Raw genomic sequence first — 15394 nt, 5'->3', positions numbered from 1 at the left:
ACACCCCCGGAGGGATGTGCGGGGCGGGCCGTCGCATGTCAGGGGGTCGGAGGCAGCGGCAGGGGAAGGCCGGGCAGACCGTCGATGCTCGTCGCGATGTCGTCCTTCTTGGTGAAGTACGCGTCGAGCGAGGCGTCGTCGTCGCGCGCGAAGCGCCTGCTGTGCAGATCGCGGTCGCTGTCGTAGGACATGAACGGCACGGCGTATCCGCAGGTGTCGCGGACCAGTTCAGCGCTGACGACGATGATCGCGCGCAGGCCGTGCTGTGTGTGGTCGATGTCCGGGAAGTGCCCGAGCAGTTCCACGAAGCGCGGGTCGTCGCGGAAGACCGGCTCACCGCGGCCGTGTACCCGGACGATGTTGGGCGGGCCCTGGAAGGCGCACCACATCAGGGTGATGCGGCCGTTCTCCCGTAGGTGTGCGACCGTCTCCGCGTTGCTTCCGGCGAAGTCCAGGTAGGCGACCGTGAGTTCGTCGAGTACGGCGAAGGACCCGGTCAGTCCCTTCGGCGAGAGGTTGACCGTACCGTCCGCGGAGAGCGGGGCGGTCGCGGTGAAGAACATGGGCTGGGCCTCTATAAAGGTGCGCAGCCTGCCGTCGATCCGTTCGTAAGTCTTTCCCACAGCTAACGATTGTCCACGCTCACCTTTCGCTTGTCTAATGACTTCGGCTCCCCTCGCCGCCCCGTCTCCCCGCCGCGACCTCCGGATTGACGAGTCATGCAGAGTCATGCATACTCATGCATGACGGAGATTGCACCGCAGGGGCACACCATCGGTCCGGCGGTCGTACATCCACACCCGAGGAGCACGAGTTGAGCAGCAACACCGGCGATGTCCGGCTCTGGGGCGGCCGCTTCGCGGACGGCCCCGCCGAGGCCCTGGCGAAACTGTCCGCGTCCGTCCACTTCGACTGGCGTCTGGCCCCGTACGACATCGCGGGTTCCCGCGCCCACGCGCGCGTGCTGCACGGAGCAGGTCTCCTGACGGTCGAGGAGCTGGACGGCATGCTCGCCGGACTCGACCGGCTCGAACGGGACGTCGAGGACGGCTCGTTCACCGGCACCATCGCCGACGAGGACGTCCACACCGCTCTCGAGCGGGGCCTCCTGGAGCGTCTCGGCCCCGACCTCGGCGGCAAGCTGCGGGCCGGACGTTCGCGCAACGACCAGGTGGCGACCCTCTTCAAGATGTACCTGCGCGACCACGCGCGGATCATCGGCGGGCTGCTCGCCGAGCTCCAGCAAGCACTGGTCGGCCTCGCCGAGGCCCATCCGGACGTCGCGATGCCCGGCCGCACGCACCTCCAGCACGCCCAGCCCGTGCTCTTCGCGCACCACGTGCTCGCCCACGTCCAGTCGCTGTCCCGGGACGCCGAGCGGCTGCGGCAGTGGGACGAGCGGACCGCGGTCTCGCCGTACGGCTCCGGGGCGCTCGCCGGCTCCTCGCTCGGGCTCGACCCGGAAGCCGTGGCCAAGGACCTCGGCTTCGAGCACGGATCGGCGGCCAACTCGATCGACGGCACGGCCTCGCGGGACTTCGTCGCGGAGTTCGCCTTCATCACGGCCATGATCGGAGTGAACCTCTCGCGGATCGCCGAAGAGGTGATCATCTGGAACACGAAGGAGTTCTCCTTCGTGACCCTGCACGACGCCTTCTCCACCGGTTCGTCGATCATGCCGCAGAAGAAGAACCCCGACATCGCCGAGCTTGCGCGAGGCAAGTCGGGCCGCCTCATCGGCAATCTGACCGGGCTGCTCGCCACCCTCAAGGCCCTGCCCCTCGCGTACAACCGGGATCTGCAGGAGGACAAGGAGCCGGTCTTCGACTCCTGCGACCAACTCGAGGTACTGCTGCCCGCGTTCACCGGGATGATGGCGACGCTCACCGTCAACCGGGAGCGGATGCAGGAGCTGGCGCCCGCGGGTTTCTCGCTCGCCACCGACATCGCCGAGTGGCTGGTCAAGCAGGGCGTGCCGTTCCGGGTCGCGCACGAGGTCGCGGGGGAGTGCGTCAAGGAGTGCGAGGCGCACGGCATCGAGCTCGACGAACTCACCGACGACCAGTTCGCCAAGATCTCGCCGCATCTCACCCCCGAGGTGCGCGGCGTGCTCAACGTGCAGGGCGCGCTCGCTTCGCGCAGCGGCCGCGGAGGCACGGCTCCCTCGGCCGTCGCGGCGCAACTCGCCGAGGTCAAGCAGGACTTGGGCGTGCAGAAGGCCTGGGCGGAGGCCGAGAAGTAGCCGGAGCAGTCGGTTGCGAGGGCCCGGCCGCCGTCACGGTGGCCGGGCCCTCGCGCGTTCCGTGTGTGGGGGCCCGCGCTACGGGGCGATCCTGTCCAGCTCGGCGAGGTCCCCGTCCGAGAGGGGGAGCCCCGCGCCGGCGGCGTTCTCCCGCAGATGCGCCACGGAAGAGGTGCCGGGGATGAGGAGGATGTTCGGTGACCGCCGCAGGAGCCAGGCCAGGGCGATCGCCATCGGGCTCGCGTCCAGCCGGGTGGCGACGGCCGAAAGGGCGCTTGACTGCAGCGGAGTGAAGCCGCCGAGCGGGAAGAAGGGCACGTAGGCGATGCCCTTGCCGGCGAGGTCGTCGATGAGCTCGTCGTCCTGGCGGTGGGCGAGGTTGTACATGTTCTGCACGCAGACGATCGGGGCGACGGTCTGAGCCTCGGTGACCTGTTCGTGTGTCGCGTTGCTGACGCCGAGGTGCCGGATCAGGCCCTGCTCCTTGAGTTCGGCGAGAGCTTCCAAGGGCTCGGCGAGTGATCCCGGTCGAGGTCCCTGGGCGTCGCCCAGCCGGAGGTTGACGACGTCGAGCGTGTCCAGGCCGAGCTCGTCGAGGTTCTCGTGGACCGCGCGGCGCAGCTCCTCGGGCTTACGGGCAGGGGGCCAGCCGCCGTGCTGGTCACGGACCGCGCCGACCTTCGTGGCGATGCGCAGCGATGCGGGGTAGGGGTGCAGCGCTTCTCGGATCAGCCGGTTGGTGACCTGCGGTCCGTACGCGGAGGCGGTGTCGATATGGGTGATCCCGAGGTCGGCGGCCGCGCGCAGGACGGCGAGCGCGCCGTCGTGGTCGGCGGGCGGGCCCATGACCCCGGGGCCGGCGAGCTGCATGGCGCCGTAGCCGAAGCGTGTGACGGCGCGGTCGCCCAGATTCCAGGTGCCGCCGGGCAGCGGCGCTGAGTGCGTGTTCATGCCGTCGATGCTCACGCGTGGACGGGCCGGGCATCCAATACCGATCCGGTGCCGTCTCATACCCGCTGGGTATCACCGCCGTACGCTGGATCCATGGAGACCCTGGAGACCCGAGAACTCAGGTATTTCCTCGCTGTGGCGGAGGAGCTGCACTTCGGTCGCGCCGCCGAGCGTCTCGGGATGGCTCAGCCGCCGCTGTCCCGGGCGATCCAGCGGATCGAGCGGCGCCTGGGCGTCTCGCTCCTGGACCGCGACCGCCGCGGTGTCGCGCTGACCACGGCCGGAGAGATGCTGCTGCACGAGGGCCGCGCGGCCCTGGACGCGGCGTCCGCCGCCGCTCGCCGCACGCGTCGTGCCGGCCTCCACGGCAGTGACCGGAACCGCCTGGTCCTGGCGGTGAAGGCCGGCGCGTCCCACGAGCTGCTGCACAAGCTCCTCGACGCCTATGCCGCCGAGCCCGACGCCGCGGAGATCGAGGTACTGCCGAGCGGCACCTGCGAGCAGGAGGGGATGCTGCGGGACGGACGCGCCGACGCGGCGCTCATGCACGCGCCCTTCAACTCCCTCGCCGGGTTCGACAGCGAGGAGCTGATGACGGAGGGCCAGATCGCCATCCTGCCCGCCGCGCATCCCCTCGCGGCACGCAGGACGCTGACCCTGGCCGACGTCACCGGCATCCCGGATCTGCCGCTCGCACGCTGGTCCCGCCACGGCGTCTACCCGCCAGGCCCGGGACCGGAGATCCACGACCAGACACAGTTGGCCCAACTGATCGCCCTCGGGCGCACCGTGGCCGTCTATCCGGACTCGGCGCGCGCCTGGCTGTGGGCCGAGCACGCCGCCGTACCGCTGTCCGACGCGGCCACCGTCGTCACCCATATCGCCTGGCCCGCGCACAGCCGCTCCCTCGCGCTCGCCGGCCTGGTGCGCACGGCCACGCGGCTCTGACCGCCCCACCGCACGGCCGGCCCCACGCGGCTGTGGAACTACTCTGCTTCGAATGAGACGTGCATGTCTCATTCGGGTTATGGTCGTCTCATGACGACCGACCGAGAGCAGGTACTCGAGTCCGCGGCCGCCCTCCTCACCAGGAAGGCCACCTCGACGATGGACGAGGTCGCACGGGCGGCCGGTATCAGCCGGGCCACACTGCACCGTCTCTTCGCCGGGCGCGACACCTTGGTGCGGGCGATCGAGGACATGAGCCTGCGGCGCTTCGAGGAGGCACTGGACGCCGCCCGGCTCGACGAGGACGCGGCTTCCGAAGCGCTGCGCCGGCTGGTCGCCGAGGCCGAACCCGTCGCGGGCGTACTCGCCTTCCTGATCACCGAGAACCAGCTCTTCGAGGCCGAGGAGATGAACGAGGGCTGGTCCCGGATCGACGGCCGCGTCGCGGCGCTGTTCCGCCGGGGCCAGGAATCCGGCGAGTTCCGGATCGACCTCACCCCCGCCTGGCTGACCGAAGCCCTGTACGGGCTGATCAGTTCGGGCGCCTGGGCGGTGCAGGACGGGCGGCTCGCCGCCAAGGACTTCCAGTACATGATCGTCGAGTTGCTGCTCGGCGGAGCAAGACGGAGCGTGAAGAAATGACCGGCATCAAGGAGCGGGCGACCGCTGACGAGGGGGCCCTGAGCCGCCCCGGACGGTGGTTCGCACTCGCCGTGCTGGTGCTTGCCGTCCTCCTGGTCGCGGTGGACGCGACCGTCCTGGCCCTCGCCACCCCGTACATCAGCGAGGACCTCAAGCCCTCGGGCACCCAGCTCCTGTGGATCGGTGACGTCTACTCGTTCGTCATCGCCGGCCTGCTGGTGTCCATGGGCAGTCTCGGCGACCGGGTCGGGCGCAAGAAGCTGCTGCTCACCGGCGCTGCGGCCTTCGGCGCGCTGTCCATCCTGAACGCGTACGCCACCACGCCCGCACTGATGATCCTGGCGCGGGCACTGCTCGGAGTGGCCGGTGCGACTCTGATGCCGTCCACCCTCGCGCTGATCCGGAACATCTTCCACGACCCGCGCGAGCGCTCGCTCGCGATCGGCATCTGGGGCGCGGCCGCATCGGCCGGTGCGGCCGTGGGCCCGGTCGTCGGCGGATTCCTGCTGGAGCACTTCTGGTGGGGCAGCGTCTTCCTGATCAATCTGCCCGTGATGGCGGTCCTCGTGGTCGTCGGTGTCAAGCTGCTGCCCGAGTCGAAGAACCCGTCGCCCGGTCCCTGGGACCTGCCCAGCGTCGGCCTGTCCCTGATCGGCATGGTCGCGGTGGTCTACGCGATCAAGGAGGCCGCCGCGCACGGAGTCCGCTGGGACGTCGGCGCGACGGCGGTGCTCGGCGTGGTCGCCCTGGTCTGGTTCGTACGCCGGCAGCGGGCCCTCGATACGCCGCTGCTCGACGTCGAACTGTTCCGCAACAAGAGCTTCTCCGGGGCCGTGCTCGCCGACCTGCTCACCATCCTCGGACTGTCCGGCCTGGTCTTCTTCCTGTCGCAGTTCTTGCAGCTGGTCCAGGGCCGCGCACCGCTCGAGGCGGGCCTCGCCGAACTGCCCGCCGCCGTGGGCGCGGTGACCGCTGGTCTGCTCGCCGGCCGGGCCGCGCGACGCTACTCGGTACGTCTCGTCGTGGCCGGCGGACTCGCGGCGGTGGGCCTCTCACTCGGCGTACTGACGATGCTCAGCCGGTCCACGGGATACCCGCTGCTCGGTGCGGTCCTGCTCGTGGTCGGCATCGGCGCCGGCTTCGCCTTCACCGTGACGGCCGACGTGATTCTCTCCAGCGTCCCCAAGGAACAGGCCGGTGCGGCATCGGCCGTGTCCGAGACGGCGTACGAACTCGGCACGGCCCTCGGCATCGCCCTGCTCGGCTCCATCGTGACCGGCATCTACCGCGACTTCGCCGCTCCGGACGGCATTCCGGGCTCAGCCGTGGACGCGGCCCGGGAATCCCTCGGCGGGGCGGTGGAATCGGCGCACGCGCTGCCCGCCGCGCAGGGCGCGGAGCTCCTCGGGACCGCGCAGGTCGCCTTCGTGGACGGTCTCCGGGTGGCGGCCGGAGTGGGCGCCGCCGTGCTGCTCGCCGCCGCGGTCGCCGCCTGGTTCCTGCTCCGCCACAGCCGCCTCGAGGACGGCGTCGAGCACCCATGACCCGTATACGCGCCGGGAGTTGAGACGCGGATGGGGCGCCCCCGAATCGGGGCGCCCCATCCATGTCGTGCACACCGGCCCGAGCCGGTGGAGGCCGTCAGGCGGCCTTGGCCTTGGTGGCGTACATGTCCACGTACTCCTGGCCGGACAGGGTCATGACCTCGCTCATCACCGAGTCGGTCACGGCCCGCAGGACGTAGCGGTCGCGGCCCATACCGTCGTAGCGGGAGAACTCCATCGGGTCGCCGAAGCGGACCGTCACCCGGCCCGGCCGCGGCAGCCCGGCGCCACCCGGCTGAAGCTTGTCCGTACCGATGATCGCGAACGGCACCACCGGGGCGCCGGTCATCAGGGTCAGCCGCGCGATGCCGGTACGGCCGCGGTACAGCCGGCCGTCGGGGGAGCGGGTGCCCTCCGGGTAGATGCTGAACACATTGCCCTCTTCGAGGACTCGGCGTCCGGTCATCAGCGCGGCGGCCCCGCCGCGCCCGCCGTCCCGGTCCACCGGGATCATGCCGCAGCCGGTGAAGAACCAGGCCATCAGGCGGCCCTTGATGCCCTTGCCGGTGACGTACTCGTCCTTGCCGATGAAGAAGACCTGCCGGTTGCAGAAGAGCGGCAGGATCATCGAGTCGATGAACGTCAGATGGTTGCCCGCGAGGATCACCGGACCGGTGGCGGGAATCTTCTCTATGCCCTCCACCCGTGGTCGGAACATCAGGCGCAGGACCGGTCCGAGTACTGCCTTGATGAACGCAAAGCGGGACAACGAGCCCTCCGGTGTCAAGCAGCGGGTATGAGGTATGTGCAGGTGACGACGATACTCGCGCGTCGGCGCCGATTGCACATCGGGTTCACGGACCGGATACGCAGTGTTGACACGCCTTTGCACTGCGTTTGTTCAAGGGTCTCCCCGCCGTCATCCGTAGCGTCCTAGCATCGGGCACCCGCTTTGACAGGTGCGGGACACCGCGGTCGGCACCGCGGACAGCGATCCGGGAGGAGTCCCATGACGCAGGGCAGGACGAAGGAGCAGCAGCCGGGCACAGGTCCGGGGCGGCGCGCACTACTGGGGGCGGCGGTCCTCGGTGCAGGTGGCGCGGCCCTCGGGCTGCCCGGCACGGCGAGAGCCGCCGAGCGCGGACGCGACCACGCGCACCACGACCTGCCGGTGCCCCTGGTCGTCGCTCACCGGGGGACGAGCGGCTACCGGCCCGAGCACACGCTCGGCTCGTACCAGCTCGCCCTGGACATGGGCGCGCACGTCATCGAGCAGGACCTGGTGCCCACCAAGGACGGCCATCTCGTATGCCGTCACGAGAACGACATCACGGGCACCACCGATGTCGCCGACCACCCGGAGTTCGCCGACCGCAAGGCCACCAAGTCGGTGGACGGCGTCTCGCTGACCGGCTGGTTCACCGAGGACTTCACGCTCGCCGAGCTGCGGACGCTGCGGGCCAAGGAGCGGATCCCCGAGACCCGCCAGCGCAACACCGTCTTCGACGGACGCTGGTCCGTGCCCACCTTCGAAGAGGTCCTGCAGTGGGCCGAGCAGGAGGGCAGGAAGCGCGGCCGCCGCATCTGGCTGCACGTCGAGACCAAGCACCCCACGTACTTCCGCGGCCTCGGACTCGGCCTCGAGGAACCGCTCGTCAAGCTGCTGCGCAAGTACGGCCGGCACAAGAGGAACTCGCCGACGTTCCTCCAGTCCTTCGAGCCGTCCAGCGTCGAGCGTCTGAGCAAGCTGGTGGACGGGCCGGTCGTGGTGCTGCTCGGTGCCGCCTCCTCGCAGCCCTGGGACTTCGTCGAGGCGGGCGACCCGCGCACGGTCGCCGATCTGATCAAGCCCGACGGCCTGAAGTGGATCGCCTCCTTCGCGCAGGGCATCGGACCGACCCTCGACCTGGTCATCCCGCGGGACAAGGACGACAAGCTCCTCGAGCCCAGCACGCTGGTGCGGGACGCCCACGCGCAGAACCTGGTCCTGCACCCGTACACCTTCCGCAACGAGAACACCTTCCTGCCGGCCGACTACCGGCGCGGCACGGATCCGAACGCCTACGGGGACGTGTTCGGCGCGCTCAAGGCGTACCTCGACACCGGGATCGACGGAATCTTCTCCGACAATCCGGACACCGCGCTGCTCGCCGCCGCCGAGATCAAGGGCCGCTGAGGCCGCGGTGACCAGGGGCGGGACGACAACGGAAGAAGGCCGCCGCACCGCGGCGGCGTCACCGTCCCGCCCCTGATTCACCGTTCGGGATGACTGTCGGCCGCTTCCGGAAACCAGGAGCACGACTCGCTCGTCAAGATCGGCATGACCCGCGTGAAATCCCTGCTCCCGGCCGCCGTCGAACGTCTGCACCCGCTGCTCAGAGCCGAGGCGGCGGCCGAAGCGGCCGCGGCCGGCATCGACCCGGGCGACCTCGAACAGACCGTGTGGCTGCGGCTGTTCGAGCGCGCGGGCGCGGGCGATCCGGTCACCGACCCGCCGCGCTGGCTGCGAGCCGTCGTACGGGCCGAAGCCCGCATCGCCCGCCGCCGGGCCCGCCGCGAGGTGCCGTACGCCGAGGAGCTGCCGTACGCGGAGGAAGGGCCCGACGCCGACGGGCCGGGCGCCCGCGCGGGACACCGGTACGGCCGCCCCGGTCCCGCCGTGGGAGACGTGCCGCGCCAGGCCGCACCACCGGCCGAAGGGGGAGGCCCCGAGCGGCTCGCGCTCGCCGCCGAGCAGGGCCGGGTCATCCGGGCGGCCGTACGCCGCCTGCCCGGTCGCTGCCCCCGTCTCCTGGGTGCCCTGCTGTCCCCCGAGGACCTCACCTACCGGGAAATCGCAGGGCAGTTGGGAATGTCACAGGGCAGTCTGGGGCCGGAACGTTCCCGGTGCCTGGGATGCCTGCGCAGAATGCTGGCGGCGGAGGTTGCGCCACACGATGCATGGGGAACAGTGCGAGATAGGCAATTCGTGGACAGGTGAGCGAGAGGCATGCACACATGGGCATGAGCGTGACCATCTCTGCGGCGACCGAGCAGGACGCCGAGCAGATCCTGAAGCTGCAGTTCCTCTGCTACCAGAGCGAGGCGGAACTGTACGGCGACTACACGATCGAGCCGCTCACCGAGCCGCTCGACTCCATCAGGGGAGAACTGGCCGCCGGCGGTGTGCTGGTGGCCCGGCTCGGCGACGAGGTGGTGGCCGCCGTACGCGGCAGCGTCGATACCGACGGCACCGCCCGGATCGACAAGTTGGTCGTCCATCCCCGGATGCAGCGGCACGGCCTGGGCGGACGGCTCCTGATCGCGATCGAGGCACGCCTCGGCGGCTCCTCGTCGGTCAAGCGCTTCCAGCTCTTCACCGGCCACCGCAGCGAGAACAACCTGCAGCTGTACCGCAAGCACGGCTACGCCCCGGTCTCCACGGAGGTCGTCAGTGGCCGCCTCACCCTGATCACGCTCGCCAAGGAGGCCGCTCCGTCCGAGTACGCGGCGAGCGCCTGAAGCGTCAGGTGTGCTGCCCGCCCTGGGCGGCGAGCGCCTGGTTCCTGGCCTTCCGCAGCCAGTACATCGCGGTCACCGGCAGCAGGACGGGGATGAAGACGTACCCCATCCCGAAGTCGGACCAGACCGTGGCGTCCGGGAACGCGGAGGGCTCGACCAGGGTCCAGGTGCCCACGATCAGCACCCCGGCCAGCTCCGCCGCACAGCACGCGAAGGCGGCCTTGCGGGCCTTCTCACCGCCGCGGACCAGGGTGTACGTGATGAACGCGTAGACCACGGCCGCGAGCGCGGACAGCGAATAGGCGAGCGGCGCCCGGTCGAGCTCGGTGGACATCTGGTACACCGAGCGTGAAAGGGCGCCGACCACCATCACTCCGTACAGCCAGAGCAGCAGCAGACCGGGGCCGGTGATCAGCCGCGAGCGGCCGGTGCCGCGCTGCCCGTCGGCCTCACCCTGCGGGCTCGTGCCGTCGGCCGCCCCCGCCACGTTCGATTCGTCGGCCATACCGGGCTCCGCCGGTCCGTCGGTCATCTCAGGCTCCCCAGATGTCGTGCAGCCGGACTTCGAGCACGGCGAGCACCACGGCGCCCGCGGCCACCGTCACCGAGCCCCAGCGGGTGCGCTCGGCCAGCGACAGAAAGCCCGCCGCCGGAATGCACGCAGCGGATCCGACGAGATAGGCGACGAAGATCACGGTGCCCTGCTCCGGCTGCTCGCCCCGCGCCAACTGCACGATGCCCACGATCAGTTGCGCGACAGCGAGCAGGGACACCACGGCCATGCCGATGAAGTGCCAGTCCTTCGTGGGCTGGTCGCGGTAGGCCGCGAAACCGCACCACGCGGCGAGCACGAGCGCGGCCACACCGGTCGCGAACGTCAGGGCAGCAAGCATGCCGTGAGCCTATTACGGGACACATGGCCCGATGCGCGCGGCCTCGGGCTGCCCGTAGGGTCGAGCATCATGAAGATCCATGCCGAAGCCCTGCTGTTCGACAACGACGGCACCCTGATCTCCTCCATGGAGTCCGTCTACCGCTGCTGGACCCGTCTGGCGCAGGAGTACGGCGTCACCGAGGCCATGGCCTCGGTCGATCTGCACGGCCGCCCCGCCGCGGAGATCCTCGCCGAGGTCCTCCCCGTGGACAAGGTGCCCGAGGCCGTTTCCCGTATCGAGCGCCTCGAGGTGGAGGACGTACCCGGCGGCGTCGTGCTGCTGCCCGGGACCAAGGAACTCCTGCAGCCGCTGCCCGCCCACCGCTGGGCCGTCGTCACCTCCGCCACCCGCCCGCTCGCCGCAGCCCGGCTGCACGAGGTCGGCATCGACTTCCCGGTGATGATCGCGGCCAACGACATCACCCGCGGCAAGCCCGACCCCGAGCCGTTCCTGCTCGCCGCCGAGCGTCTCGGTGTCGACCCGGCGCGCTGCGTGGTCTTCGAGGACGCTCCCGCGGGGCTCGCCTCGGGACGTGCGGCCGGGATGCGGACCGTGGCCTTGACCACAACGCACCGCGCGGACCAGCTCACCGCCGATGTCGTCGTACCCGACCTGTCCGCGGTGTCCGTGCAGGTCACGGGCGACGGTCTGGAGATCACCGCCGGGGCCTGAGGCTCCGAGCGGGGCGTCCGGATGCCGGGCACCTCGCGTCCGTTATGCGGACAGCGTTGATCGGCTCGTCGTGCTGTCTGTTTTACTGGGGGACATGACCACGACGAGCAACCGCATCCCTGCGACCGAGGCGTACACCGCGCCCGGTGCTCGTTGTATGTGTCGAATGCGCGCCTTCTGAGGGCCCCCGCACCACCGCCTCGCGCCCCGAAGCGAGAACGCGAGCCGTGTCCGGACCGCAGCACCCGTCGGACCGAGCCTGCCCCGCGCATGCGCGCCGACCGCCTTCCCCGCCGTGAACCCCGGGGAGCACTCCGCCTGCGCCGAAGAAGACGAACGCCCCCGTGCCCGGTGCACTCTGCGCCGCGCACTCGACAGTGACGGAAACCCAGTGATCACCACTACGGGCCTGACCAAGGTCTACCGCTCTCGCGGCCGCGAGGTCACCGCCCTCGACGGCGTCGACCTGCATGTGCCGGAGGGCGAGGTGTACGGCGTCATCGGCCAGAGCGGCGCCGGCAAGTCCTCGCTCATCCGCTGCGTCAACCTCCTGGAGAAGCCCACCACGGGCTCCGTGACCGTGGACGGCGTCGACCTCACCGCGCTCGCCGGCCGCGGCCCCCGGGCCGGCCGGGAACTGCGCGAGGCGCGCAGCCGTATCGGCATGGTCTTCCAGCACTTCAACCTGCTGTCCTCGCGGACCGTGCAGGACAACGTCGAACTTCCCCTGGAGATTCTGGGGAAGACCGGCCGCGAGCGCAGCCGCAAGGCACTCGAGCTCCTCGACCTGGTCGGCCTCGCCGACAAGGCGAAGAGCTACCCGAGCCAGCTCTCCGGCGGCCAGAAGCAGCGCGTCGGCATCGCCCGCGCGCTGGCCGGCGACCCCAAGGTGCTGCTCTCCGACGAGGCGACCAGCGCCCTCGACCCGGAGACCACCCGCTCCATCCTGGAGCTCCTGCGCGACCTCAACCGCCAGCTCGGTCTCACCGTCCTGCTCATCACGCACGAGATGGACGTCGTGAAGACCATCTGCGACTCGGCGGCCCTGATGGAGCACGGCCGGATCGTGGAGTCCGGAACGGTCGACGAACTGCTCGCCACTCCCGGCTCCGAACTGGCCGCTGCGCTCTTCCCGGTCAGCGGCGAGGCGTCCGGGGAGGAGCGGACGGTCGTCGACGTGACCTTCCACGGCGAGGCCGCGACCCAGCCGGTCATCTCCCAGCTCTCCCGTACGTACAACATCGACATCTCGATCCTGGGTGCGGCGATGGACACCGTGGCCGGCCGGCAGGTCGGGCGGATGCGCATCGAACTGCCCGGACGCTTCGAGGAGAACGTGGTGCCGATCGGCTTCCTGCGCGAGCAGGGCCTCCAGGTCGAGGTGGCCGGCCGCGACGGCGAAGCCGCACCCCAGCTCGTCAAGGAGGGCGCCAAGTGACCTGGTCGGAGATGCAGCCCCTGCTCGAACAGGCATGTTGGGACACCCTGTACATGGTCGGGTGGTCCACCCTGATCGCCGTCGTCGGCGGCCTTCCGCTCGGCGTGCTCCTGGTCCTCACCGACCGGGGCGGCCAGTTGCAGAACACGGTCGTCAACAAGGTGATCGGGCAGATCGTGAACATCGCGCGGTCGATGCCCTTCATCATCCTGATGGTCGCCCTGATGTCGTTCACCCGCTGGATCACCGGCACCACGATCGGCGTCGAAGCCGCGATCGTGCCGCTCGCCATCGGGGCCATCCCCTTCTTCGCCCGGCTGGTCGAGACGGCGGTCCGCGAGGTGGACCACGGGCTCGTCGAGGCCGTGCAGGCGATGGGCGGCAACACCTGGACCGTCGTACGCAAGGTCCTGATCCCCGAGTCGCTGCCCTCGCTGATCTCCAGCGCCACCACCACGATCGTCGTGCTCATCGGCTACTCCGCGATGGCCGGCACCGTCGGCGCGGGCGGACTCGGCGACATCGCCATCCGCTACGGCTACCAGCGCTTCGAGACCGGGATGATGTGGATCACCGTGGCGGTGCTCGCCGTGGTCATCTCCGCCATCCAGTTCGCCGGAGACTTCGCGGCCCGCGCCCTCGCACGGCGCGGACGCGGCTCCACCACTCCCAGGCTGCGGCTGCTGCGCACCCCCGCACCGGCCGCCGCAGAGCCCACCAAGGCTTCCTGAAACGCCCCGACACCCGTTTCGGGGTCGTACCACCCATGGAGAAAGGCACTTTTCGTGCGTAACACCGCCAAGATCACCACCGCTGTCCTCGCTGCCGGAGCCCTCACCCTCGGGCTCACCGCCTGCGGCTCCGACTCCGGTTCGGACTCCGCCGCCGGCGACAAGGACGGTCCGCTGATCGTCGCAGCCAGCCCCACCCCGCACGCCAAGATCCTCGGCTACGTCAAGGACAACCTGGCGAAGAAGGAAGGCCTCGACCTCGAGGTCAAGGAGTTCACCGACTACGTCCTGCCGAACACCGCCACCCAGGACGGCTCTGTCGGCGCCAACTTCTTCCAGCACAAGCCGTACCTCGACGACTTCAACAAGAAGAACAAGACGGACATCGTCCCCGTCGTCGACGTCCACCTCGAGCCGCTCGGCCTGTACTCGCAGAAGACCAAGGACCTCGGCGGCCTCAAGAAGGGCGCCACGGTCGCCGTCCCGAACGACACCACCAACGAGGCCCGCGCCCTCCAGCTCCTCGACGACAACGGCGTCATCACCCTCAAGGAGGGCGCCGGCAACGCCGCCACCCCGAAGGACGTCGCCAAGAACCCGAAGAACATCAAGTTCAAGGAGCTCGAGGCGGCCCAGGTCCCGCGCTCGCTCGGCGACGTCGACGCCGCGGTGATCAACGGCAACTACGCGGTCGAGGCCAAGCTCAGCCCCGCCAAGGACGCGATCGTCCAGGAGAAGGCGAAGGGCAACCCGTACTCCAATCTCCTCGCCGTCAAGAAGGGCAACGAGGATGACCCGCGCGTGAAGAAGCTCGCCAAGCTGCTGAACTCGCCCGAGGTCAAGAAGTACATCGACGACGAGTTCGACGGCGCCATCCTCCCGTCGTTCTGAGCGGACACCGAGTACGCGGCGGCCGAACGCGCCCCGCGCACCGCTCACTTCGAAGCCGTCTACCACGGGGTCCGCACCGGCGAAGGTGCGGGCCCCGTGGTGCAGTTGTACGCGTGCATGCTGCATGCTGGGGCACTTCAGCAGCCTGTAGTGACGGAGCGGCGCGATGACGACCACCTTCCCGGACATCTCCATCAGCACCGATCGGCTGGTGCTGCGACCGTTCGAGGACGTGGACGTCGACGCCTGCACCGAGATGATGAACGACGAGCTGATCACCTCCTGGACCACGGTCCCGCAGCCCTACACCCGGGACGACGCACAGGCGTGGATCACCCGGCAGGCACCCGCCGAGCGGTCCCAGGGGCACGGCATCGTCTTCGCCGTCACCGAGTTCCTCACCCAGCGGCTGGTCGGCGTCGTGAGCCTGAGCCACACCGACTGGCGGGTGCGTTCCGCCGAACTCTCCTATCTGGTCGCCCCCTGGGCGCGCGGTGAGGGGTACGCGAGCGAGGCCGCACTCGCCGCCGTGCAGTGGCTCTTCGACGACCAGCGCTTCGAGCGCGTCGAACTGCGCACCGCCGCCGACAACACCGCTGCCCAGCAGGTCGCGCAGAAGATCGGCTGCATCAGTGAGGGAGTGCTCAGGGGCGCCTGGATAGCGCGCGCCAGGGACGGCGCCGGGGTGTGGAGCGAGTTCCGTACCGACCTCATCGTCTGGAGCCTGCTGCCCGAGGACCTCGACGGCGTCAGTGAGCAGTTCGCGGAGGCATCCGGGTATACGTCCTTCCCGGAGTGGAACTGACGCCTGGGCCCGCCGCGGGTTCGTCCTGGTTGCAGCTGGTGTGCGACGGTGGCCCGGGGTTCCGCAACGGTTCCGGCAGGTAGGCTCCCGGTGT

17 protein-coding genes are annotated in these 15394 nt (G+C 69.9%); 12 read left to right on the top strand and 5 right to left on the bottom strand.

Features of this window, described 5'->3' with window-relative positions; genetic code table 11:
* Positions 1–38: 38 nt before the first annotated feature.
* Positions 39–623 (bottom strand): pyridoxamine 5'-phosphate oxidase family protein, encoded by a 585-nt coding sequence (locus DSC45_RS08725; RefSeq protein WP_119288781.1) that lies wholly within the window; start codon positions 621–623, stop codon positions 39–41.
* A gap of 191 nt (positions 624–814) precedes the next feature.
* On the opposite strand from DSC45_RS08725, the gene argH reads away from it, so the two are divergent.
* Positions 815–2242 (top strand): argininosuccinate lyase, encoded by a 1428-nt coding sequence (argH, locus tag DSC45_RS08720; RefSeq protein WP_119288780.1) that lies wholly within the window; start codon positions 815–817, stop codon positions 2240–2242.
* A 78-nt stretch (positions 2243–2320) separates the two neighbouring features.
* Here the strand turns inward: argH and DSC45_RS08715 are convergent, their stop codons facing one another.
* On the bottom strand, positions 2321–3193 hold the full coding sequence (locus DSC45_RS08715) for an aldo/keto reductase family oxidoreductase (protein ID WP_119289207.1): 873 nt from the start codon (positions 3191–3193) through the stop codon (positions 2321–2323).
* A gap of 93 nt (positions 3194–3286) precedes the next feature.
* Here DSC45_RS08715 and DSC45_RS08710 point away from each other — a divergent pair, with 93 nt between their 5' ends.
* From DSC45_RS08710 to DSC45_RS08700, 3 genes are all read left to right on the top strand, one after another.
* Positions 3287–4141, top strand: a complete 855-nt coding sequence (locus tag DSC45_RS08710) for a LysR family transcriptional regulator (protein ID WP_119288778.1) — start codon at positions 3287–3289, stop codon at positions 4139–4141.
* Between the two features lie 90 nt (positions 4142–4231).
* Positions 4232–4783, top strand: coding sequence for a TetR/AcrR family transcriptional regulator (locus tag DSC45_RS08705; RefSeq protein ID WP_119288776.1), 552 nt, complete (start codon positions 4232–4234; stop codon positions 4781–4783).
* On the top strand, positions 4780–6327 hold the full coding sequence (locus tag DSC45_RS08700) for an MFS transporter (RefSeq protein ID WP_119288774.1): 1548 nt from the start codon (positions 4780–4782) through the stop codon (positions 6325–6327). The genes DSC45_RS08705 and DSC45_RS08700 overlap by 4 nt, the downstream gene beginning before the upstream one ends.
* A 97-nt stretch (positions 6328–6424) precedes the next feature.
* On the opposite strand, the gene DSC45_RS08695 is transcribed toward DSC45_RS08700, so the two are convergent.
* A complete protein-coding gene (locus DSC45_RS08695) occupies positions 6425–7096 on the bottom strand; it encodes a lysophospholipid acyltransferase family protein (RefSeq protein ID WP_240434540.1) in 672 nt (223 codons plus the stop codon).
* Between the two features lie 240 nt (positions 7097–7336).
* Between DSC45_RS08695 and DSC45_RS08690 the strand changes: the two genes are divergently transcribed.
* From DSC45_RS08690 to DSC45_RS08680, 3 genes are all read left to right on the top strand, one after another.
* A complete protein-coding gene (locus tag DSC45_RS08690; protein WP_119288770.1) occupies positions 7337–8503 on the top strand; it encodes a glycerophosphodiester phosphodiesterase in 1167 nt (388 codons plus the stop codon).
* 144 nt (positions 8504–8647) lie between these two features.
* The gene (locus tag DSC45_RS08685; RefSeq protein ID WP_119288768.1) at positions 8648–9307 is read left to right on the top strand and encodes a sigma-70 family RNA polymerase sigma factor; all 660 of its coding nucleotides are present in this window, start codon (positions 8648–8650) and stop codon (positions 9305–9307) included.
* 17 nt (positions 9308–9324) lie between these two features.
* Positions 9325–9828, top strand: coding sequence for a GNAT family N-acetyltransferase (locus DSC45_RS08680; RefSeq protein ID WP_119288767.1), 504 nt, complete (start codon positions 9325–9327; stop codon positions 9826–9828).
* 4 nt (positions 9829–9832) lie between these two features.
* Here the strand turns inward: DSC45_RS08680 and DSC45_RS08675 are convergent, their stop codons facing one another.
* Both DSC45_RS08675 and DSC45_RS08670 read right to left on the bottom strand, forming a co-directional pair.
* Positions 9833–10360, bottom strand: a complete 528-nt coding sequence (locus DSC45_RS08675; RefSeq protein WP_240434539.1) for a hypothetical protein — start codon at positions 10358–10360, stop codon at positions 9833–9835.
* Position 10361: 1 nt separating this feature from the next.
* Entirely contained in the window at positions 10362–10721 is a 360-nt protein-coding gene (locus tag DSC45_RS08670) for a hypothetical protein (RefSeq protein WP_119288765.1), read from the bottom strand.
* Between the two features lie 69 nt (positions 10722–10790).
* Between DSC45_RS08670 and DSC45_RS08665 the strand changes: the two genes are divergently transcribed.
* The 5 genes from DSC45_RS08665 (at position 10791) to DSC45_RS08645 (ending at position 15300) form a co-directional block, all read left to right on the top strand.
* The gene (locus DSC45_RS08665; protein WP_119288763.1) at positions 10791–11435 is read left to right on the top strand and encodes an HAD family hydrolase; all 645 of its coding nucleotides are present in this window, start codon (positions 10791–10793) and stop codon (positions 11433–11435) included.
* A gap of 391 nt (positions 11436–11826) precedes the next feature.
* On the top strand, positions 11827–12873 hold the full coding sequence (locus DSC45_RS08660; RefSeq protein ID WP_119288761.1) for a methionine ABC transporter ATP-binding protein: 1047 nt from the start codon (positions 11827–11829) through the stop codon (positions 12871–12873).
* Positions 12870–13604, top strand: coding sequence for a methionine ABC transporter permease (locus tag DSC45_RS08655; RefSeq protein WP_119288759.1), 735 nt, complete (start codon positions 12870–12872; stop codon positions 13602–13604). The genes DSC45_RS08660 and DSC45_RS08655 overlap by 4 nt, the downstream gene beginning before the upstream one ends.
* 54 nt (positions 13605–13658) lie before the next feature.
* Positions 13659–14495 (top strand): MetQ/NlpA family ABC transporter substrate-binding protein, encoded by an 837-nt coding sequence (locus DSC45_RS08650; protein ID WP_119288757.1) that lies wholly within the window; start codon positions 13659–13661, stop codon positions 14493–14495.
* Positions 14496–14661: 166 nt separating this feature from the next.
* Positions 14662–15300, top strand: a complete 639-nt coding sequence (locus DSC45_RS08645; RefSeq protein ID WP_119288755.1) for a GNAT family N-acetyltransferase — start codon at positions 14662–14664, stop codon at positions 15298–15300.
* Positions 15301–15394: the final 94 nt, after the last annotated feature.

The sequence above is a fragment of the Streptomyces sp. YIM 130001 genome (assembly GCF_003574445.1).
GTDB lineage: Bacteria > Actinomycetota > Actinomycetes > Streptomycetales > Streptomycetaceae > Streptomyces.
Note: the sequence above shows the minus strand (reverse complement) of the source record. Positions and strands in the feature narration are given on the sequence as shown.

What these genes read in the sequence shown, in the direction of transcription:
- DSC45_RS08715 (WP_119289207.1), bottom strand. Translation starts at nt 3,193, where the DNA reads ATGAACACGCACTCAGCGCCGCTGCCCGGCGGCACCTGGAATCTGGGC.
- DSC45_RS08710 (WP_119288778.1), top strand. Translation starts at nt 3,287, where the DNA reads ATGGAGACCCTGGAGACCCGAGAACTCAGGTATTTCCTCGCTGTGGCG.
- DSC45_RS08705 (WP_119288776.1), top strand. Translation starts at nt 4,232, where the DNA reads ATGACGACCGACCGAGAGCAGGTACTCGAGTCCGCGGCCGCCCTCCTC.
- DSC45_RS08700 (WP_119288774.1), top strand. Translation starts at nt 4,780, where the DNA reads ATGACCGGCATCAAGGAGCGGGCGACCGCTGACGAGGGGGCCCTGAGC.
- DSC45_RS08690 (WP_119288770.1), top strand. Translation starts at nt 7,337, where the DNA reads ATGACGCAGGGCAGGACGAAGGAGCAGCAGCCGGGCACAGGTCCGGGG.
- DSC45_RS08685 (WP_119288768.1), top strand. Translation starts at nt 8,648, where the DNA reads ATGACCCGCGTGAAATCCCTGCTCCCGGCCGCCGTCGAACGTCTGCAC.
- DSC45_RS08680 (WP_119288767.1), top strand. Translation starts at nt 9,325, where the DNA reads ATGGGCATGAGCGTGACCATCTCTGCGGCGACCGAGCAGGACGCCGAG.
- DSC45_RS08675 (WP_240434539.1), bottom strand. Translation starts at nt 10,360, where the DNA reads ATGACCGACGGACCGGCGGAGCCCGGTATGGCCGACGAATCGAACGTG.
- DSC45_RS08670 (WP_119288765.1), bottom strand. Translation starts at nt 10,721, where the DNA reads ATGCTTGCTGCCCTGACGTTCGCGACCGGTGTGGCCGCGCTCGTGCTC.
- DSC45_RS08665 (WP_119288763.1), top strand. Translation starts at nt 10,791, where the DNA reads ATGAAGATCCATGCCGAAGCCCTGCTGTTCGACAACGACGGCACCCTG.
- DSC45_RS08645 (WP_119288755.1), top strand. Translation starts at nt 14,662, where the DNA reads ATGACGACCACCTTCCCGGACATCTCCATCAGCACCGATCGGCTGGTG.